Source organism: Thermus neutrinimicus (genome assembly GCF_022760955.1).
GTDB lineage: Bacteria > Deinococcota > Deinococci > Deinococcales > Thermaceae > Thermus > Thermus neutrinimicus.
Genome location: NZ_JAKTNU010000014.1, coordinates 1 through 17,871 on the forward strand (window position 1 = coordinate 1; position 17,871 = coordinate 17,871).

General features: G+C 65.0%; 17 protein-coding genes and 2 tRNA genes. 14 read left to right on the plus strand and 5 right to left on the minus strand.

Going from position 1 to position 17,871, the window contains the following annotated elements; genetic code table 11:
- The first annotated feature begins 398 nt into the window (after positions 1 to 398).
- From ileS to nfo, 5 genes are all read left to right on the plus strand, one after another.
- Positions 399 to 3,530 (plus strand): isoleucine--tRNA ligase, encoded by a 3,132-nt coding sequence (ileS, locus tag L0C59_RS08440; RefSeq protein WP_243090919.1) that lies wholly within the window; start codon positions 399 to 401, stop codon positions 3,528 to 3,530.
- Positions 3,531 to 3,762: 232 nt separating this feature from the next.
- Positions 3,763 to 4,068, plus strand: a complete 306-nt coding sequence (locus L0C59_RS08445; RefSeq protein WP_243090920.1) for a Uma2 family endonuclease — start codon at positions 3,763 to 3,765, stop codon at positions 4,066 to 4,068.
- Positions 4,069 to 4,079: 11 nt separating this feature from the next.
- Positions 4,080 to 5,111 carry a M24 family metallopeptidase gene (locus tag L0C59_RS08450; protein ID WP_243090974.1) on the plus strand — a complete coding sequence of 344 codons (1,032 nt, stop codon included), beginning with the start codon at positions 4,080 to 4,082 and terminating at the stop codon, positions 5,109 to 5,111.
- Positions 5,112 to 5,606, plus strand: a complete 495-nt coding sequence (locus L0C59_RS08455) for a septal ring lytic transglycosylase RlpA family protein (RefSeq protein ID WP_243090921.1) — start codon at positions 5,112 to 5,114, stop codon at positions 5,604 to 5,606. It abuts the gene before it with no gap.
- Positions 5,606 to 6,424, plus strand: coding sequence for an endonuclease IV (gene nfo, locus L0C59_RS08460; RefSeq protein WP_243090975.1), 819 nt, complete (start codon positions 5,606 to 5,608; stop codon positions 6,422 to 6,424). Before L0C59_RS08455 ends, nfo begins: the two co-directional genes overlap by 1 nt.
- 159 nt (positions 6,425 to 6,583) lie before the next feature.
- Here the strand turns inward: nfo and L0C59_RS08465 are convergent, their stop codons facing one another.
- Genes L0C59_RS08465 through L0C59_RS08475 form a run of 3 tightly spaced genes read right to left on the minus strand, consistent with a single transcriptional unit; the run spans position 6,584 to position 10,297 of the window.
- Complete coding sequence (locus L0C59_RS08465) at positions 6,584 to 7,243, minus strand: site-2 protease family protein (protein ID WP_243090922.1); 660 nt, start codon at positions 7,241 to 7,243, stop codon at positions 6,584 to 6,586.
- The gene (locus tag L0C59_RS08470) at positions 7,240 to 7,845 is read right to left on the minus strand and encodes a zinc metalloprotease (RefSeq protein WP_243090923.1); all 606 of its coding nucleotides are present in this window, start codon (positions 7,843 to 7,845) and stop codon (positions 7,240 to 7,242) included. The genes L0C59_RS08465 and L0C59_RS08470 overlap by 4 nt, the downstream gene beginning before the upstream one ends.
- Complete coding sequence (locus tag L0C59_RS08475; protein WP_243090924.1) at positions 7,820 to 10,297, minus strand: CBS domain-containing protein; 2,478 nt, start codon at positions 10,295 to 10,297, stop codon at positions 7,820 to 7,822. Before L0C59_RS08475 ends, L0C59_RS08470 begins: the two co-directional genes overlap by 26 nt.
- A gap of 56 nt (positions 10,298 to 10,353) precedes the next feature.
- Here L0C59_RS08475 and L0C59_RS08480 point away from each other — a divergent pair.
- Positions 10,354 to 10,447: transfer RNA gene (locus L0C59_RS08480), tRNA-Ser, on the plus strand.
- A gap of 256 nt (positions 10,448 to 10,703) precedes the next feature.
- Here L0C59_RS08480 and L0C59_RS08485 read toward each other — a convergent pair.
- A tRNA-Ala gene (locus L0C59_RS08485) sits at positions 10,704 to 10,778 on the minus strand.
- 164 nt (positions 10,779 to 10,942) lie between these two features.
- On the opposite strand from L0C59_RS08485, the gene rpsB reads away from it, so the two are divergent.
- From rpsB to L0C59_RS08525, 8 genes are all read left to right on the plus strand, one after another.
- Positions 10,943 to 11,731 (plus strand): 30S ribosomal protein S2, encoded by a 789-nt coding sequence (rpsB, locus tag L0C59_RS08490; protein WP_243090925.1) that lies wholly within the window; start codon positions 10,943 to 10,945, stop codon positions 11,729 to 11,731.
- Complete coding sequence (gene tsf, locus L0C59_RS08495) at positions 11,728 to 12,318, plus strand: translation elongation factor Ts (protein ID WP_243090926.1); 591 nt, start codon at positions 11,728 to 11,730, stop codon at positions 12,316 to 12,318. The genes rpsB and tsf overlap by 4 nt, the downstream gene beginning before the upstream one ends.
- A 74-nt stretch (positions 12,319 to 12,392) precedes the next feature.
- Positions 12,393 to 13,097: a UMP kinase gene (gene pyrH / locus L0C59_RS08500; RefSeq protein ID WP_243090927.1), complete on the plus strand. Its 705-nt coding sequence runs from the start codon at positions 12,393 to 12,395 to the stop codon at positions 13,095 to 13,097.
- A 10-nt stretch (positions 13,098 to 13,107) separates the two neighbouring features.
- Positions 13,108 to 13,665, plus strand: coding sequence for a ribosome recycling factor (gene frr, locus L0C59_RS08505; protein ID WP_243090928.1), 558 nt, complete (start codon positions 13,108 to 13,110; stop codon positions 13,663 to 13,665).
- Between the two features lie 90 nt (positions 13,666 to 13,755).
- Positions 13,756 to 14,586, plus strand: a complete 831-nt coding sequence (locus tag L0C59_RS08510) for a phosphatidate cytidylyltransferase (protein ID WP_243090929.1) — start codon at positions 13,756 to 13,758, stop codon at positions 14,584 to 14,586.
- A complete protein-coding gene (gene dxr / locus L0C59_RS08515) occupies positions 14,583 to 15,686 on the plus strand; it encodes a 1-deoxy-D-xylulose-5-phosphate reductoisomerase (RefSeq protein ID WP_243090930.1) in 1,104 nt (367 codons plus the stop codon). Before L0C59_RS08510 ends, dxr begins: the two co-directional genes overlap by 4 nt.
- Positions 15,683 to 16,693, plus strand: a complete 1,011-nt coding sequence (locus tag L0C59_RS08520) for a M50 family metallopeptidase (protein WP_243090931.1) — start codon at positions 15,683 to 15,685, stop codon at positions 16,691 to 16,693. The genes dxr and L0C59_RS08520 overlap by 4 nt, the downstream gene beginning before the upstream one ends.
- Positions 16,694 to 17,323 carry a glycosyltransferase family 2 protein gene (locus tag L0C59_RS08525; protein WP_243090932.1) on the plus strand — a complete coding sequence of 210 codons (630 nt, stop codon included), beginning with the start codon at positions 16,694 to 16,696 and terminating at the stop codon, positions 17,321 to 17,323.
- On the opposite strand, the gene L0C59_RS08530 is transcribed toward L0C59_RS08525, so the two are convergent.
- Positions 17,307 to 17,861 carry a hypothetical protein gene (locus tag L0C59_RS08530; RefSeq protein ID WP_243090933.1) on the minus strand — a complete coding sequence of 185 codons (555 nt, stop codon included), beginning with the start codon at positions 17,859 to 17,861 and terminating at the stop codon, positions 17,307 to 17,309. The two genes, L0C59_RS08525 and L0C59_RS08530, sit on opposite strands and share 17 nt — an antisense overlap.
- Positions 17,862 to 17,871: the final 10 nt, after the last annotated feature.

The following is a 17,871-nucleotide window of genomic DNA, read 5'->3' on the forward strand; positions in this document are numbered from 1 at the left end:
AGTCGGTCCCCCTCTTTTTATCCCAGCCCAGAGTCTCACATGTGTTTGTCCGGGTTCAGAAAGGGGAAGGGCTGCTAGCATGGGCTTAGCCGCCAACGGGGGATTTTACCCCAGGGGGCATGAGCTGTAAAGGCGAGGATGGGGAGAGTACCCCTTTCCAATAGCCTAGAGCGAGCCGGGGAGGGTGGAAGCCCGGCGGTGAGGAAAGGCGGGAAGATCACCCCGGAGCCGCGGGAGGAAAGGGGCTGAGGACCTCGAGTAATGCCCGCCGGGTGCGCCCGTGATCGCGCGGAAATGAGGGCCTGGAGGCCATCTCCAGGAAGCGCGGTGGTACCGCGGAAGCCCATGCGCTTTCGTCCGCGCCCAAAGGGCGCGGGCATTTCTTTAGGGAGGAGCGTATGTTCAAGGAGGTCGGCGAACCCAACTTTCCTAGGCTGGAAGAGGAGGTTCTGGAGTTCTGGAAGCGGGAGAGGATCTTTGAGAAAAGCGTAGAAAACCGCAAAGGAGGGCCCCGCTACACCATTTACGAAGGCCCTCCCACCGCCAACGGCATGCCCCATGTGGGCCATGCCCAGGCCCGAAGCTACAAAGACCTTTTCCCCCGCTACAAGACCATGCGGGGCTACTATGTGCCCCGCCGGGCCGGCTGGGACACCCACGGCCTGCCCGTGGAACTCGAGGTGGAGAAGAAGCTGGGGCTAAAGAGCAAGCGGGAGATCGAGGCCTACGGCATCGAGCGCTTCAACCAGGCCTGCCGGGAATCCGTCTTCACCTACGAGAAGGAGTGGGAGGCCTTTACTGAGCGCATCGCCTACTGGGTAGATCTCAAAAACGCCTACGCCACCCTGCACCCCACCTACGTGGAAAGCATCTGGTGGAGCCTGAAGAACCTCTTCCACCGGGGACTTCTCTACCGGGACCACAAGGTGGTGCCCTACTGCCCCCGGTGCGGCACCCCCCTTTCCTCCCACGAGCTTTCCCTGGGTTACAAGGAGATCACCGACCCCTCGGTCTACGTGCGCCTTCCCCTTAGGGAGCCGGGGAGGGTGGGTCTGGAAAGGGCCAGCCTCCTCATCTGGACCACCACCCCTTGGACCCTGCCCGGGAACGTGGCCGCGGCGGTGCACCCCGAGTACACCTATGGGGCCTTTGCCGCGGGGGAGGAGGTGGTGATCCTCGAGGAGACCCTGGGGCGCAAGCTCCTGGGCGAGGAAACCCCCATTCTCAAGAGCTTTGTCGGGAAGGAACTGGAGGGCCTGGCCTACGATCCCCCTTATCCCCAGGCCCTGGAGAAGGGGTACTTCGTGGTCCTGGCCGAGTACGTGAGCCGGGAAGATGGCACCGGCATCGTCCACCAGGCCCCCGCCTTCGGGGCCGAGGACCTGGACACGGCCAGGGCCTACGGCCTTCCCCTCCTCAAGACGGTGGACGAGGAAGGGAAGCTCCTGGTGGAACCTTTTAAGGGCCTCTTCTTCCGGGAGGCCAACCGGGCCATCCTGAAAGACCTCCGCTCCCGGGGGCTTCTTTTCAAGGAGGAAACCCACCTCCACAGCTACCCCCACTGCTGGCGTTGCTCCACCCCCCTCATGTACTACGCCACGGAAACCTGGTTCATCAAAAACACCCTCTTCAAAGAGGAACTCATCCGGAAAAACCAGGAGATCAACTGGGTCCCGCCCCACATCAAGGAGGGTCGCTACGGGGAGTGGCTTAGGAACCTGGTGGACTGGGCCCTAAGCCGCAACCGCTACTGGGGCACGCCCCTTCCCATCTGGGTCTGCGGCTCCTGCGGGAGGGAAGAGGCCGTGGGAAGCTTCCAGGAGCTCAAGGAAAGGGCCACCAAACCCCTTCCCGAGCCCTTTGATCCCCACCGTCCCCATGTGGATGAGGTGGAACTCCGGTGCACCTGCGGGGGCACCATGCGCCGGGTTCCCTATGTGATCGACGTCTGGTACGACTCCGGAGCCATGCCCTTTGCCTCCTTGCACTACCCCTTCGAGAACGGGGAGGAGTTTAAGGAGGCCTTCCCCGCGGACTTCATCGCCGAGGGCATCGACCAGACCCGGGGCTGGTTCAACTCCCTGCACCAACTGGGGGTGATGCTCTTCGGCTCCATCGCCTTCAAAAACGTCATCTGCCACGGCCTCATCCTGGACGAGAAGGGCCAGAAGATGAGCAAGTCCAAGGGGAACGTGGTGGACCCCTGGGACATCATCCGGGAGTTCGGGGCGGATGCCCTAAGGTGGTACATCTACATCTCCGCTCCCCCGGAGGCGGACCGCCGCTTTGGGCCCAACCTGGTGCGGGAGACGGTGCGGGACTACTTCCTCACCCTCTGGAACGTGTACAGCTTCTTCGTCACCTACGCCAACCTGGACCGGCCGGACCTTAAGAACCCTCCTCCCGTGGAGAAGCGGCCCGAGCTGGACCGCTGGCTTCTTGCCCGGCTTCAGGACCTCATCCAAAGGGTTACGGAGGCCCTCGAGGCCTACGACCCCACCCAAAGCAGCCGGGCCCTTCGGGACTTCGTGGTGGAGGACCTCTCCCAGTGGTACGTGCGCCGGGGCCGCAGGCGCTACTGGAAGAATGAGGACCCTTTAGACCGGGAGTCCGCCTACGCCACCTTGTACCAGGCCCTGGTCACGGTAAGCCAGCTTTCCGCCCCCTTCACCCCCTTCCTGTCCGAGGTGTTGTGGCAAAACCTGGTGCGCTCGGTAAGCCCTGAGGCCCCCCTTTCCGTGCACCTTTCCGACTGGCCCGAGGTGGACCCCCATCTGGTGGACGAGGACTTGGTGGCCAAGATGCGGGCGGTGCTCCAGGTGGTGGACCTGGCCCGCTCCGCCCGGGCGCGAAGCGGGATCAAGACCCGCATCCCCCTTCCCCTCCTCCTCGTCACCGCCCCCACCGCCTTAGAGCGGGAGGGCCTAAGGCACTTCGCCCCCGAGATCGCCGAGGAGTTGAACGTGAAGGAAGTGCGGGTTTTGCAGCCCGGGGAAGAGGTGCTCCGCTACCGGGTCCTGCCCAACCTGAAGCTCCTCGGTAAGAAGTACGGCAAGCTCCTCCCCAAGATCCGCGAGGCCCTGGAAAAGGAGGCCTCGAGGGTGGTCGGCTTGGTCCTGAAGGGGGAAAGGGTGCCCCTGCGTCTGGAGGAGCGAGAGGTGGTCCTGGAGCCCGAGGAGGTGCTCCTAGAGGCCCAGGCCCCCGAGGGGTACCAGGCCCTGGAAAAGGAGGGGTACGTGGCCGCCTTGGAGGTGCGGGTCACGGAGGAGCTGAGGCTTGAAGGCCTGGCCCGGGACCTGATCCGCCACCTGCAGCAAACCCGTAAGGAGATGGGCCTAAGGGTTTCCGACCGCATCCGGGTGGGCTACGAGGCGGAGGGGCCGTACCAGGAGGCCCTGAAACGGCATGGCAGCTGGATCGCCGAGGAGGTCTTGGCCCTGGAGTTCGCCGAGGGCCTCTTCCCCGGCCACACCACCCTCTTGGAGGACGAGGAGGGCCGGGCGCGCTTCAGCCTGGCAAGGTTAGAATAGGACCGAGGGCCAGCCTGCCCGAAAGGCCCTTAGCCTCGAGGCCTACCTCCATCTGGAGGAGAAAAGCCCCATCCGCCATCACCTGGTGGAGGGGGCTCTTTGGGCCAACTGACCCGGCTTCTTCTGAAGGTGGGCCCCAAGGCCTTGGAGGAAGGATGTGAGGCCTATGCGGTAGGCCGCAGGCTGAAGGTTGCGGAGGACACCATCTTCTATCCCCACCTCATGGGGGTGTGTGCCCCTTCCCCTTCCCTCTATGGGGAAGCCCCCTGCCTTCTGGTGGAAATCCTCTTGGACCACGGAGGACCTGGACCGGGGGAAGAAGCTTTGGCACTACCTCCGGCTACCCTCGCCATGGGCGTACCTTCTGGTGGATAGCCGCCGTCCAAGCCTCGAGGCCCACCTGGGGGAAGAGGGCAAGTGGACCTACCTCCGCCTGGGGCCGGGGAAGAGCCTTCCCCTCCCCTTCTCCAGCCTGAAGCTGCCCGTGGAGGATCCCTACCGGGGTGTGAACCTAGAAGAGGGCTGGCGGGTGGTATAGTGGGGCCCGTGCTGGACCCGAAGACCCTCCTCGAGCCCCTAGGGCTGGACGCGCTCTACGTGACCCGTCCCGAGAACGTGCGCTACCTATCGGGCTTTCCCCATCCCGAGGATGCCCAGGTCCTCGTGACCCCAGAGGGAGCCTTACTCCTCACAGATCCCCGCTACCCCGAGGCCGAAGGGGAAAGCCGCATCCCCGCCAAGGTGCTGAAGCGGGAGGAAAAGGAGGAGGTCCTCAAGGGCTTGAGAGGCCGGGTGGGCTTTGAAGCGGAGCACCTTCCCTACGCCGCCCTGGAACGCCTGCGGGAGCTTGCCCCCGCGGAGTGGGTGCCCACCAGGGGGGTGGTGGAGCGGCTGCGGCTCAAGAAGACCCCGGAGGAGGTGGAAAGGATCCGCAAGGCCCAGGCCCTGGCGGAGGAGGCCCTAGCCCACGCCCTGGGCCTTCTAAGACCAGGGGTTTTGGAACGGGACGTGGCCTTGGAAATAGAGTTCTTCCTGAAACGGCGGGGGGCTGAGGTGGCCTTCCCCCCCATCGTGGCCTCGGGGATGCGGGGGGCCCTACCCCACGCGGGCGCCTCGGGCAAGGCCCTCGAGGCGGGGGAGCTCGTCACCCTGGACCTAGGGGCCAGGGTGGAGGGGTACCACTCGGACATGACCCGCACCGTGGCCTTGGGAAGGGTGGACGGGGAGCTCAAGCGGGCCTTTGAAGCCACCCTGGCTGCCCTGAAAAGGGTTCTAGAGAATTTGGGCCCAGGCAAGAGTACCAAGGAGATGGATGCCCTGGCCCGGGAGGAGCTAAGGCGCTTTGACCTGGACCGCTACTTCGTCCACTCCCTGGGGCACGGGGTGGGGCTGGCCGTGCACGAGGGGCCGGGGCTTTCCCCCTACACGGAGGAGACCCTCGAGGCGGGCATGGTGGTCACCGTGGAACCCGGGGTCTACCTGCCGGGCATAGGCGGGGTACGGATTGAGGAGCTCGTCCTCATCCGGGAAACAGGGATTGAGCTCCTCTCCCGCTTTCCCCGGGGCTGGAGGGAGGTTTAGGTGCGCGGCCTCGTCCTGGTCCTCTTCCTCTCCGGCGCCCTGGCCCAGACCTACACGGTAAAAAAGGGGGACACCCTCTTCCGCATCGCCCAAGCCCACGGCATAAGCGTGAGGGAGCTGAAGGAGCTTAACGGCCTCACCTCGGACCTGATCCATCCCGGCCAGGTCCTAAGGCTAGAGGGAAAGGAATCCCCGGGCAAGGCCCGATTCCTGCAGGAGGGGCTTGCCGTCTGGTACGGCCCCGGCTTCCACGGCAGGCGCACGGCCAGCGGGGAGCGCTACGACATGCACGCCCTCACCGCCGCCCACCCCTCCCTGCCCTTTGGCACCCGGGTACGGGTCACCAACCTGAAAAACGGCAAAAGCGTGGTGGTGCGCATCAACGACCGAGGGCCCTTTGGCGGCAGGTACATCATCGACCTCTCCTACGCCGCCGCCAAGGCCATTGGGGCCCTTTCCGCCACCCGGGTACGGGTGGAGGTTGTGGAGGAATGATGGTTCGCTATGGCTTTCACCTCTCCATCGCCGGGAAAAAGGGGGTGGCCGGGGCCGTGGAGGAAGCCCAGGCCCTGGGTCTTTCCGCCTTCCAGATCTTCGCCAAAAGCCCACGGAGCTGGAAAACCCGAGCCCTCTCCCCCAGCGAGGTGGAAACCTTCCGGGCCCTTAGGGAGCTGGCCGGGGAGCTCCCCGGGGTTATCCACGCCTCCTACCTGGTGAACCTGGGAGCCCAAGGGGAACTTTGGGAAAAGAGCGTGATGAGCCTGGCGGACGATCTGGAAAAAGCCCGCCTGCTGGGCCTGGAGTACGTGGTGGTCCACCCGGGCTCGGGAGATCCCAAGCGGGTTAAGGAAGGCCTCCTGAGGGCCCGGCACCTGGCCGGCGTCCGGGAGCGCCCCACCCTCCTGGTGGAAAACACCGCCGGGGGCGGGGAGAAGGTGGGGGCCCGGTTCGAGGAGCTGGCCTGGCTCATAGAGGATACGCCCTTGGGGGTCTGCCTGGACACCTGCCACGCCTACGCCGCCGGGTACGACGTGAAGGGGGATCCAAAGGGGGTTTTAAGCGAGCTGGACCGCCTCGTGGGGCTTGAGCGGGTGCCTGTGGTGCACCTGAACGATTCCGTGGGGGGGTTGGGTGGCCGCGTGGACCACCACGCCCACCTCCTCCAGGGCCAGATCGGGGAGGGGCTCAAGGGCGTGCTCCTGGACCCCCGGCTCAGGGGCCGGGTCTTCATCTTGGAAACGCCTAGGAGCCCGGAGGAGGACGCCTGGAACCTAAGGATCCTGCGCACCTGGCTAGAGGAAGCCGCCCCCTAAGGGTGCAAGGCGGAAACCCCCATCGGTATAAGCCCCGCCCCAAGGACCCTTTCCCCTCCCGAAAGCGGGCTAAGCCCTGCCGAAAGGGCCAGGGACAGGAGGGCAGGGAGAAGAAAGCCACCCGGCCAGCCCTAGGCTCGGGGTGCACATGGCCCCGGTCTAGCCGAAGAAAAAGCCAAAGAACACCCGCCGCGCCAAGCGCAACACCTCCTGGATGGGACCCCGCAACACGGTAAGGATCAGAAGAAAGGAAAGCCAGGCGTACTGCTCCAACCGCCACAAAAGGGGTTGCCAGGAAAGGGGAAGAAGGCTTTGCAGGATCTTGGAACCATCCAAGGGAGGGATGGGCAGGAGGTTGAAGACCGCCAGGACCAGGTTGATGGAGCTGGCGAAAAAGGCCGCCAGGGCCAGGAGGCCGAGCCCGGTCTGCCCCTCCCCCCGCAGGGTCATCACCACCCCCACGGGATCCAGGGCAAAGAACCCCCGAACCAGGAGGGCAAAGAGCACGGCCAAAACCAGGTTGATGAGGATCCCGGCAATGGAGACCACGAAAAGCCCCAAGCGGTAATGGCGAAAGGCTGGGGGGTAGATGGGCACGGGTTTAGCCCAGCCGAAGCCTGCCAGGAGAAGAAGCACCGTGCCCAAGGGATCCAGGTGCCTTAAGGGGTTAAAGGTAAGCCGCCCCTGGCGCTTGGCGGTGGCGTCCCCGAAGAGGTAAGCGGCGTAGGCGTGGCCCAGCTCGTGAAGGACCAGGCTGAACACCAAGGCGGCAAAGGTTAGGAGAAAGGCCAGGGGATCCCGTTGCAAAAGCCCGATCATAGCCCGATGAACCGGTATAACGTGGCCAAGAGGCCCGCAAGCCCTTGGACTACCGCCCCGGTAACCCCGGTATAGGAGAGGACCAGAAAGATCAGGATGAAACCCAAGGGTCCATAGGCCGAAAGCTGCTCCAGAAAACGCCGCGCCTCATACCCGCCCACGGCGTACAGGGCCTTGGCCCCGTCTAAAGGAGGCACGGGGAAGAGGTAGATGGCGGCGTGAAGGAGCATGAGCCTCTGGGCCAGCATAAGCCCCTCTCCGAAAGGGTAGGGCATAAAGCGGGCAAGAAGGCCGTAGAAAAAGGCGGCCACGAAGAACCCTAAAGGCCCCATGAGGGCCACCATGGCCCCCTTTCTCCCGGGAAGGTTGGTGGGCACGAACCGGGGCCAACCGAAGCCCAGAAGGACCAACAGGACCAGGCCCAAGGGCTCCAGGTGGGTTCGCAGGTCCAGGGAGAGGAAGCCATAGCGCCGGGGGGCCGTCTCCCCATACCGGTCCGCCAAGTAGGCCTGGAAAAGGTTGTGGACCATAAGGCCAAAAACAGCAAAGGCAAAGGCCACCAGGAAGACCGGGGGGTCATTGAGGTACGGGAAAAGACCCATCGCCTATCAGTCTACGGGCTAAGGCCAGCTCCTCCTCAAAGGTCCTCACCTCTCCCCGGGCCCTGGCCTCGGCCACCTGGCGCAGGATCTCCCCCACCCTAGGACCCGGCTTCAGGCCCAGCTGCAGGAGGTCCCGCCCCATGAGCACCCGCCTCTTTTCCGTAAGCCAGCCCTCCTTTTCGGGAAATAGGGCCAGGAAAACACCGCGCAGGGGCTCTTTTCCCAAGGCCTCCTTATCCGCCTCTTCCCAGGAGCCTTTGAGAAGCAGGGCCAAAGCCTCCTGTAACCTCTTGGGAAGCCCCAGGGCCAAAGCCCTTTCCCAGGGGTTTTCCTGGAAGTAAAGGAGAAGGAGGAGGCGGGCTTCCACCCTCACCCGCCCAGAGACCTCTTCCAGAGGCCCCCACCTGAGCCGTAAAAAGGGCTCCTTAGGGGGAAGCTTTAGCCCGTAGAGGGGGCCGAAGGCCCCAAGCTCCTCCAAAAGGGAAAGGGCCTCGAGGAAGGCATCCTCCTCTAGGGTAAGGAGGAGTTCGTCCCTTAAACGGCTCCTGCTGGCGCCCTCGAGGACCTCGGGAAGCAAGGCTGGGGGTAGGGCCTTCAGGGCCTCCTCGGAGAAACGGAAGGCCAACCGGGCGGCCAGGCGCGCCCCCCGTACGATGCGGCTGGGGTCTTCCACGAAGGAAAGGGGGTGAAGGGGACGCAGGAGGCGGTTCCTTAGGTCCTCGAGGCCCCCGTAGGGATCCAAAAGCTCCAGGGTGGCCAGGGAAAGGGCCATGGCGTTCACCGCGTAATCGCGCCTTTCCAGGTCCTTGGCGATGGGGGCCGGGCGCACCTGGGGCAAGGCGCCGGGATAGGGGTAGACCTCCTCCCGGCTTTCCGCCAGGTCCACGGTAAGCCCGAAGCTTATGTGCACCCGGGCGGTGCCGAAGGCGTAGTGGAGGCCAAAGCTTCCCCCGAAGCGCTCCACCAGAAAACGGGCCACCTCCCCCACCCTCACCCCCGGCTCCAGAACCAGGTCAATATCGGGACCAGACCGGTCCAAAAGGGCATCCCGCACCGCTCCCCCCACCAGGTAGATGCCTTGGGGAAAGGCCTCCCTAAGGGCCAGAACCACCCGCCTCGCCCCCTCGGGTAGGGCCTCGAGAATCCTCTCCCCCAAGGGCTTCTCCAGGGAAGGCCTCTTTCGGTAGAGGTCGGTCCGGGTAAAGATCCCAAGAAGCCGGATACCCTCCCCCAGCCTCTCCCCCACCAAGACCCTCCCCCCACCCGCCTTCAAGTGGGGCTCCACTTGGGAAAGGGGGGTCTTTGGGGGAAGGACCAAAGCCCGGGCCAAAAAGCCCTCCACCGGGTGTTCAGCCAGGCCGAGCCTTTCTGCCTTCCTGAGATCCCTTCTGCGGGCTAGGCCCAAGACCCGCAACCCCCCTCTTTCCAGGGGCTCCACCACCGGCATGGCCCCGTACCCGCGGTCCTCCAGAACCCGGAGGGCCTCCCGTACCGTGGTGGGGCGCAGGGTCTCCACGGGCGAGGTCATGACCTCGCCCAAAGTGGGCTCAGGCTCCAGGTACTGGGGAAGGCTCTCCAAAAGGCGCTTCACCGCATTACGCACCCCCCGCACCCGGGCGAAGGCCGCCCGCGGATGCCCCCCTCCCCCCACCTGGGAAAGCCAGCGACCCACATCCAACCGCTCCCGGCTCCGGGCAATGAGGAGGACCTCGCGGGAAAGCCTAAGCACCAGCAACACCCCCTGGGCTTCGTGCAGGTCCAGTAGCGTATGGGCCAGGGGGGCCAGGGCCGGCACGTACCCCTCCTCCTGGGCCCGGGCGAGGAGGAGCCGGAACCCCTGCCGCTCCACCACCTTGGCGGTGCGGATCAGGCTTTTGAGGACCTCCCGGGCCTCCTCTCCCAGTTGGGGCCGCACCCACTCCCGTACCCGGGGGATCTCCGCCCCCTGTTGGGCTAAAAAGTGAGCGGCCTCGAGGTCCTGGGGCGTGGTGGAGGGGAAGCTGAACCCCCCGGTGTCCTCCCAGATCCCCGCATAGGCCAAGGTGGCCTCCAGGGGCGTGAGGACCAAACCCCGCTCCCGGATCAGGGGGACCAGGAGGCTGACCGTGGCCCCCACCGGGGCCACCCTCCCCCCCACCGCGGGCACATCCCCCGGTGCCCGGGGGTGGTGGTCATAGACCAAAAAGGGCACCCGACCCACCAAGCCCTTAAAGGGACCGATGCGCTCGGGCCGAGCATTGTCCACCAAGATCACCTCGGTCACCTTGGCCACGGGAACGTCCGCGGCCGGGACCAGGTCCAGACGATCCTCTAGAAGGGGGGCGATCTCCTTTAGGGGCCCTTCGAGGCCCCCAATCAAGGCCAGAATGCTCCCCGGGAATAGCCTTCCTGCCAGAACCATGGAGCCCAGGGCATCAAAGTCCAAGTTCTCGTGGGCCACCACCACCCGCACACCACCAGCTTACTTGACGTTAAAAACCGGCCTTGTTAAACTCAGGCTTGGCACTTGGAGAGGTGCCCGAGTGGCTGAAGGGACACGACTGGAAATCGTGTAGGCGGGCTTAAACCTGCCTCGCGGGTTCGAATCCCGCCCTCTCCGCCAAGGACCCCCCGGCCTTTAGGGCGGGGGATTATCCATTTTGAATCCCCTCTCTCCCCTTATCCCCATGTGCATGCCCCGTTACCACTCCGGGACAGGATCAGCAGAAAAGACCCCACGTGGAGAAGTATCACGCTCGAAGGCCCATACCCGATGGGACCTGGGGCACCCCGGACGCGGACCCGAGACCAGCCCACCCCATATGTAGATGAAACCCCCCGGCCATGCTACCGGGGGGTAAAGCTTTGCGTCCTGGACTTGGTGGAGCGGAGGGGATTTGAACCCCTGACCTCCCGCTTGCAAGGCGGGTGCTCTCCCTCTGAGCTACCGCCCCATGCCTAGGGGAGTATAGCCCAAAAGGGGGGGTTACGCAAAGCCCGTCTTCCCCCTATAATCGGAGAGGTGTGCCGGACCAGCCCGCAGGCAGGGGAAGGTCCTGCGGGAAAGAGGACGGCGCACAGGAAACGCCAAGCCCAACCTTCCCCGAATGGGAGGAATATGCCTGTAAACATCAGCGTGAAGGAACTTTTGGAGGCTGGAGTCCACTTTGGCCATGAGCGCAAGCGCTGGAACCCCAAGTTCGGCCGCTATATCTATGCGGAGCGCAACGGCATCCACATCATCGACCTGCAGAAGACCATGGTGGAGCTGGAGCGCACCTTCCGCTTCCTCGAGGACCTGGCCATGCGGGGAGGCACCATCCTCTTTGTGGGCACCAAAAAGCAGGCCCAGGACATCATTCGCATGGAAGCGGAGCGGGCGGGGATGCCCTACGTGAACCAGCGCTGGCTGGGTGGGATGCTAACCAACTTCAAGACCATTTCCCAGCGGGTGAACCGCCTGGAGGAGCTGGAGAACCTCTTCGCCTCCCCGGAGATCCAGGATCGGCCCAAGAAGGAACAGGTGCGCCTAAAGCATGAGCTGGACCGGCTCCACAAGTATCTTTCGGGCTTCCGCCGCCTGAAGCGCCTTCCCGATGCCGTCTTCGTGGTGGACCCCACCAAGGAGGCCATCGCCGTGCGGGAGGCCCGCAAGCTCTTCATCCCCGTGGTGGCCCTGGCGGACACCGATTCCGACCCCGAGCTGGTGGACTACATTATCCCCGGCAACGACGACGCCATCCGTTCCATTCAGCTCATCGTCTCCCGGGCCGTGGACCTCATCATCCAGGCCCGGGGCGGGGTGGTGGAACCTTCCCCCTCCTACGCCCTGGTGGAGGAGGCCGAGAGGGCGGAAGCCCAGGTCCAGGGGGAATCCGACTTCGGCGAGGACGAGGTGGAAGCATGAGCCAGATGGAACTCATCAAAAAGCTGCGCGAGGCCACAGGGGCCGGCATGATGGATGTGAAGAAGGCCCTCGAGGACGCCGGCTGGAACGAGGAAAAAGCCGTCCAGCTCCTCCGGGAGCGGGGGGCCATGAAGGCGGCTAAAAAGGCGGAGCGGGAGGCTAGGGAAGGGGTCATCGGCCACTACATCCACCACAACCAGCGGGTGGGGGTTCTGGTGGAGCTCAACTGCGAGACCGACTTCGTGGCCCGGAACGAGATCTTCCAGAACCTGGCACGGGATCTGGCCATGCACATCGCCATGATGAACCCCCGTTATGTTTCCGCCGAGGAGATCCCCGCGGAGGAGCTGGAAAAGGAGCGGCAGGTCTACATCCAGGCCGCCCTCAATGAAGGGAAGCCGGCCCAGATCGCGGAGAAGATCGCCGAGGGCCGTCTGAAGAAGTACCTGGAAGAGGTGGCCCTCCTGGAGCAGCCCTTCGTTAAGGACGACAAGGTGAAGGTGAAGGAGCTTCTCCAGCAGGCCATCGCCAAAACCGGGGAAAACATCGTGGTGCGGCGGTTCTGCCGCTTTGAGCTGGGGGCGTAGGCCATGCTGGGAACCGGGGCCCTTACCCAAAGGGGCCCCGGTTTTGTAAATCCGGTTAGGGGATCAGCGAAGCCATGAAGTACAAAAGGGTGCTCCTTAAGCTTTCCGGCGAGTTTCTGACCGCAAACGGCTTCGGCATCGAGCCCGAGGCCACCAAGGCCCTGGCCCAGGAGATCAAGGCGGCCTACGACACCGGGGTCCAGATGGCCATCGTGATCGGCGCGGGGAACCTCTGGCGGGGGGCGAGGCAGGGGGTGGGTATGGACCGGGCGACCGCGGATTACATCGGCATGCTGGCCACCATCATGAACGCCTTAGCCCTGCAAGACGCCCTGGAGTCCCTGGGCATCCCCACCCGGGTCCAGACCGCCCTCACCATCACCCAGGTGGCCGAGCCCTACATCCGCAGGCGGGCCTTGCGCCACCTGGAGAAGGAGCGGATCGTGATCTTCGGGGGCGGCACCGGCAACCCCTTCTTCTCCACGGACACCGCCGCCGCCCTCAGGGCCCTGGAGGTGGGGGCCGAGGTGGTCCTCATGGCCAAGAACAAGGTGGACGGGGTCTACTCCGATGACCCCCGCAAGAACCCTAACGCCGTACGCTTCGACGAGCTCACCTACCTGGAGGTCTTAAACCGGGGTTTGCAGGTCATGGACACCACCGCCATCACCCTGTGCATGGAGGCTGGCCTTCCCATCGTGGTCTTTGACATCTTTAAACCGGGCGCCTTGGTGGGTATCATCCAGGGGGAAAAGGTGGGTACCCTGATCCATGCCTGAAGGAGGTGCCATGAGCCTGAAAGAGCTTTACGCGGAAACAAGGGCGCACATGCAAAAGAGCCTCGAGGCCCTGGAGCACAACCTGGCGGGACTTCGCACCGGGCGGGCCAACCCCGCCCTGCTCCTCCACCTCAAGGTGGAGTACTACGGCACCCATGTGCCCCTGAACCAGATCGCCACCGTCACCGCTCCCGACGCCAAGACCTTGGTGGTGCAGTCCTGGGACCAAAACGCCCTAAAGGCCATAGAGAAGGCCATCCGCGACTCGGACCTGGGACTGAACCCCGCCAACAAGGGGGATGCCCTGTACATCAACATCCCCCCCCTCACCGAGGAACGGCGCAAGGAGCTGGTGAAGACCGCCCGCCACTACGCCGAAGAGGGCCGGATCGCCATCCGCAACATCCGGCGGGAGTCCTTGGAGAAGCTGAAAAAGCTTTCCAAGGACCTCCACCTTTCCGAGGACGACACCAAGCGGGCGGAGGCGGAGATCCAAAAGATTACCGACGAATTCATCGCCAAAGCCGACGAGCTCTTGGAGAAGAAGGAGCAGGAGATCCTGGGCTAAGGCTTCCGGGATCGCCCCATCGCCGATTCCTTGTGGCCGGTTTGCCGAAGGTTGACCCTACACCCCCAGGGCTTCCTGGAAGGAGGGGGGATGGAGGGTAAGGAGGACCTCCCCACCCGGGTTCTTTCCGCCCTGGTTGGGGTCCTGGTGCTCTTGGTGGTCCTGTGGGCGGGCCTACCCCTGATCCTGCCCGCCCTGGTCCTCGTCCTTGGGTTGGGAAGCCTGGAGTTACGGGACATGCTGGCCAAAAGGGGCATCGGGCTAAACCTGCCCTTCCTCCTGGGTGGAGGGTTGGTTCTCTTCCTGTTCTCCTTGCCCCAGCTCTACTGGCACTTTCCCCAGGTGCCCTGGCGGGAGGTGGCCCTGGGGCTTTTCCTGTTGGGGAGCTTCAGCTACGAGCTTCTCAAGGGAGCCGACCTCACTCGCTTCGCCTTCACCCTCATGGCTTTCTTGTACCTGCCCTGGAGCCTGGGGTACGTGCTCCTCCTGCGGGAAACCCCGGACAGCACCCTGGGCCTATGGACCCTTTCCCTTCCCCTGGTGGCCAGCTTCGCCACCGACATCGGCGCCTACTTCGTGGGCCGCACCCTGGGCCGGCAAAAGCTGGCCCCGGAAATCTCCCCCGCCAAGACGGTGGAAGGCTCCTTGGGGGGGATTGCGGTAAGCTTCCTGGCCCTAGCCCTCTACACCGGGCTGGTACGGGAGGTCTTCCCCTTTGGCCTCCTGGAACTTTGGCTTTTCAGCCTCCTCCTTTCCCTAGCCGCCCAGCTTGGGGACCTGGTGGAGTCCATGCTGAAGCGGTACTGTGGGGTGAAAGACTCGGGGCACTTCCTTCCCGGGCATGGGGGCCTTTTGGACCGGATCGACAGCCTTCTCTTTACCTTCCCCCTCACCTACTTTTTGGTGGTGCTCTTCACATGAAACGGGTGGTGATCCTGGGCTCCACGGGTTCCATAGGACGGCAGGCCCTGGAGGTGTGCCGCTGGCGGGGCTTTCGGGTGGTGGGGCTAGCCGCCGGGCAAAACCTGGAGGAGCTCTCCCGGCAGATAGAGGAGTGGAGGCCCCTCCTGGTGGCCGCCCACGAAAGCCTTCACGGGCCTTTAAAGGCCCACTTTCCTGGGCTAAGGCTTGGCACCCCCGAGGAGGTGGCCTCCCTGGAAGCGGAGGTGGCCGTGGCCGCCATTCCCGGGCTTGCCGGCCTCTCCCCCACCCGGGTGGCGGCGCGCACCGGCAAACGCCTGGCCTTGGCCAACAAGGAGGCCATGGTGGCGGCGGGGCCCCTCCTTTGGCAGGAGGTGGAGGCCCATGGGGCGGAGATCCTCCCCGTGGACTCCGAGCACTCGGCCCTTTTCCAGGCCCTCCTGGGGGAGAGGCGGGAGGACGTGGCCGAGCTTATTCTGACGGCCAGCGGCGGACCTTTCTTAAAGGAGCCGCAAGACCTCTCCCGGGTCACCCCGGCCATGGCCCTAAACCACCCCCGCTGGCGCATGGGCCCTAAGGTGACGATAGACTCCGCCACCCTCTTCAATAAGGGTCTGGAGGTCCTCGAGGCCAAGGAGCTTTTCCGCTTTCCCCTGGAGAGGATCAAGGTCCTGGTCCACCCCCAGGCCTATGTCCACGGCCTGGTTCGCCTGGTGGACGGCAGCCTCAAGGCCCAGCTGGGCCCCACGGACATGCGCCTTCCCATCCAGTACGCCCTCACCTTCCCAGAAAGGGCGGAAACCCCCTTGCGGGACCTCCCCCTCCCCGGGGTGCTGGAGTTTTTGGAGCCCGACCTCAACCGCTTCCCCGCCCTGGAGGTGGCCTACGAGGCGGGAAGGCGGGGAGGGGTGGCCCAGGTGGCGGTCTCCGCCGCCGACGAGGTGGCGGTGGAGGCCTTCCTCTCGGGAAAGATCGCCTTCACCGAGATTCCAAAGATCCTGGCCCAGGTTCTGGAAAACACCCCTTCCCTTCCCCTAACATGGGAGAACCTCTTCGCCGTGGATGCCTGGGCCCGGGAAGAGGCCAAGAGGTGGGCATGAGCCTGTTTTGGTTTTTGATCATCATCGGCGTAAGCATCTTCGTGCACGAACTGGGGCACTACCTGGCGGCGCGGGCCCAAGGGGTTCGGGTCAAGGCCTTCAGCCTGGGCTTCGGCCCCGTCCTCCTCAGGCGGCAAGCCTGGGGAACCGAGTGGCGGCTATCCGCCATCCCCCTGGGTGGGTACGCGGACATCGAAGGCCTCCTCCCCGAGGAGCGGGGGCGTGGGTACGACGCCCTTCCCTTCCCTGGAAAGCTCCTGGTCCTGGTGGCCGGGGTCATCATGAACGTCCTCTTGGCCTGGATGCTTCTCGCCTACCTCTTCAGCGCCCAAGGGGTACCGGAACCCACGGGAAGGGCGGTGATCCTGGAAGTCCTCCCGGGGAGCGTGGCGGAGGGCGCGGGGCTAAAGGCCGGCGACATCCTGGTGGCCGTGGACGGGACACCCCTCGCCCAAGCGCAGGGGATTGAACGGGTGAAGACCCCTGGGGAACACACCCTCACCCTGCGCCGCCAGGGGCGGGAACTCACCCTCTCCCTCACCTGGAAGGAGGGCATGGAGCGGCTAGGGGTGGTGTACCAGCCCGAGGTGGCCTTCCGCAAGGTGGGTTTCCTCGAGGGCCTCGGCCTGGCGGTGACCCGCTCCCTGGCCTTCGGACCCCAGATGGTTAAGGCTTTGGTGGGGGGGCTTTTGGGGGTCCTCGCGGGAAGCCCGGATAGCGGGGTGGTGGGGCCCTTGGGCATCGTGGCGGAAACGGGCCGGGCAGCCCAGGAAGGGCCCTTCCGCCTCCTGGAACTCACCGTGGCCATCAACCTCTCCCTGGCCCTTTTCAACCTGTTGCCCATCCCCGCCCTGGATGGCGGGCGCATCCTCCTCCTCTTCCTCTCCCGATTCCTCCGCATCCGCCCCGAGCAGGAGGCCATGGTCCACTACCTGGGCTTCGTCTTCCTCATCCTCCTGGTCATCCTGGTCACCTTCCAGGACCTGAGGAGGCTTCTCGGAGGCTAGATGGAGGCCACGGTCCTCATCCCCGCCTACAACGAGGAGGCCACGGTGGCAGGGGTGGTGCGGGTAGCCAAGGAGGCGGGGTTGCCCGTGGTGGTGGCCGACGACGGCTCAGAGGACCAGACCGCCCAGGAGGCGGCCAAGGCCGGGGCCCAGGTGGTGCGCCTGCCCCACAACCGGGGCAAGGGTGGGGCCATCGCCGAAGGGCTGAAACGGGTAAACACCCCCTTGGTCCTCCTCCTGGACGCGGACCTTCTGGGCCTTGCCCCCCACCATCTGGAGTCCCTTCTAGCCCCCGTGGCGGAGGGAAGGGTGGAGATGACGGTGGGTGTCTTCCAGGGGGGGAGGCTTTCTACGGACCTGGCCATGCGCCTCACCCCCTTCCTCTCGGGGCAGCGGGCCCTGAAGACGGAGGAGCTGCGAAGGGTGCGGGGCCTGGAGGAGGCCCGCTACGACCTGGAGCTCCTCCTAACCCGCCACGCCCAAAGGGCGGGCTGGCGGGTCCTCTACCTGCCCCTCCCCGGGGTGAGCCAGGTGATGAAGGAGGAAAAGCGGGGGCTTTTCCCGGGATTTCTCCACCGCCTGCGCATGTACCGGGAAATCCTGCGCTACTACCTCAGGGCCAAGGCCTAGGGGCAGGGGCCTCTGGGAGCTTTAAAAGCTCCACCCAGACCTCCCCGGTGCGGTAGGCCACCACCCCCAGGCCCGGAACCAGGAAGATCTCCTTGAGGTCCGTACCCCCCTTCTCCGTGGTGTAGGCCACCCGCACCCGGTAGGCGTTGAAGGCCCCGGCCTTTACCCTTACCCCTTCTATGCCCTCCACCCGGGCGGAAAGGGCCACCCGCTGCCCGCGAAACTGGGCGCTTCCCCCCCAGGAAAGCCCCACCTCCAGCCTCGAGGGGTAGAGAAGAAGGGGGGGCGTGAAGGGGAAGTACCCCTCGGGCAAGCCCACCCCCAGGAGAAAAAACCCCTCGGCTCCCCCCTTAAGCCGGTCCTCCCGGAACATCCGCCCCTCCTTCCAGTAGCGGAGGCGGAAACCCTCGGGGGTGGAAAGGAGCTCCTGCTGGGTGCCATCGGAGTACAGGTACCGCCCCCCTTCCCGAGGGAAGACCTGGCCCAGGGCCAGGGAAAGGAAAGCTGTCGCCGCCCAGAGGAACCGCCAAAACCCCATTCCCATATCC

What these genes read in the sequence shown, in the direction of transcription:
- ileS (WP_243090919.1), top strand. Translation starts at nt 399, where the DNA reads ATGTTCAAGGAGGTCGGCGAACCCAACTTTCCTAGGCTGGAAGAGGAG.
- nfo (WP_243090975.1), top strand. Translation starts at nt 5,606, where the DNA reads ATGGTTCGCTATGGCTTTCACCTCTCCATCGCCGGGAAAAAGGGGGTG.
- L0C59_RS08465 (WP_243090922.1), bottom strand. Translation starts at nt 7,243, where the DNA reads ATGATCGGGCTTTTGCAACGGGATCCCCTGGCCTTTCTCCTAACCTTT.
- L0C59_RS08470 (WP_243090923.1), bottom strand. Translation starts at nt 7,845, where the DNA reads ATGGGTCTTTTCCCGTACCTCAATGACCCCCCGGTCTTCCTGGTGGCC.
- rpsB (WP_243090925.1), top strand. Translation starts at nt 10,943, where the DNA reads ATGCCTGTAAACATCAGCGTGAAGGAACTTTTGGAGGCTGGAGTCCAC.
- tsf (WP_243090926.1), top strand. Translation starts at nt 11,728, where the DNA reads ATGAGCCAGATGGAACTCATCAAAAAGCTGCGCGAGGCCACAGGGGCC.
- pyrH (WP_243090927.1), top strand. Translation starts at nt 12,393, where the DNA reads ATGAAGTACAAAAGGGTGCTCCTTAAGCTTTCCGGCGAGTTTCTGACC.
- frr (WP_243090928.1), top strand. Translation starts at nt 13,108, where the DNA reads ATGAGCCTGAAAGAGCTTTACGCGGAAACAAGGGCGCACATGCAAAAG.
- L0C59_RS08510 (WP_243090929.1), top strand. Translation starts at nt 13,756, where the DNA reads ATGGAGGGTAAGGAGGACCTCCCCACCCGGGTTCTTTCCGCCCTGGTT.
- dxr (WP_243090930.1), top strand. Translation starts at nt 14,583, where the DNA reads ATGAAACGGGTGGTGATCCTGGGCTCCACGGGTTCCATAGGACGGCAG.
- L0C59_RS08520 (WP_243090931.1), top strand. Translation starts at nt 15,683, where the DNA reads ATGAGCCTGTTTTGGTTTTTGATCATCATCGGCGTAAGCATCTTCGTG.
- L0C59_RS08525 (WP_243090932.1), top strand. Translation starts at nt 16,694, where the DNA reads ATGGAGGCCACGGTCCTCATCCCCGCCTACAACGAGGAGGCCACGGTG.
- L0C59_RS08530 (WP_243090933.1), bottom strand. Translation starts at nt 17,861, where the DNA reads ATGGGGTTTTGGCGGTTCCTCTGGGCGGCGACAGCTTTCCTTTCCCTG.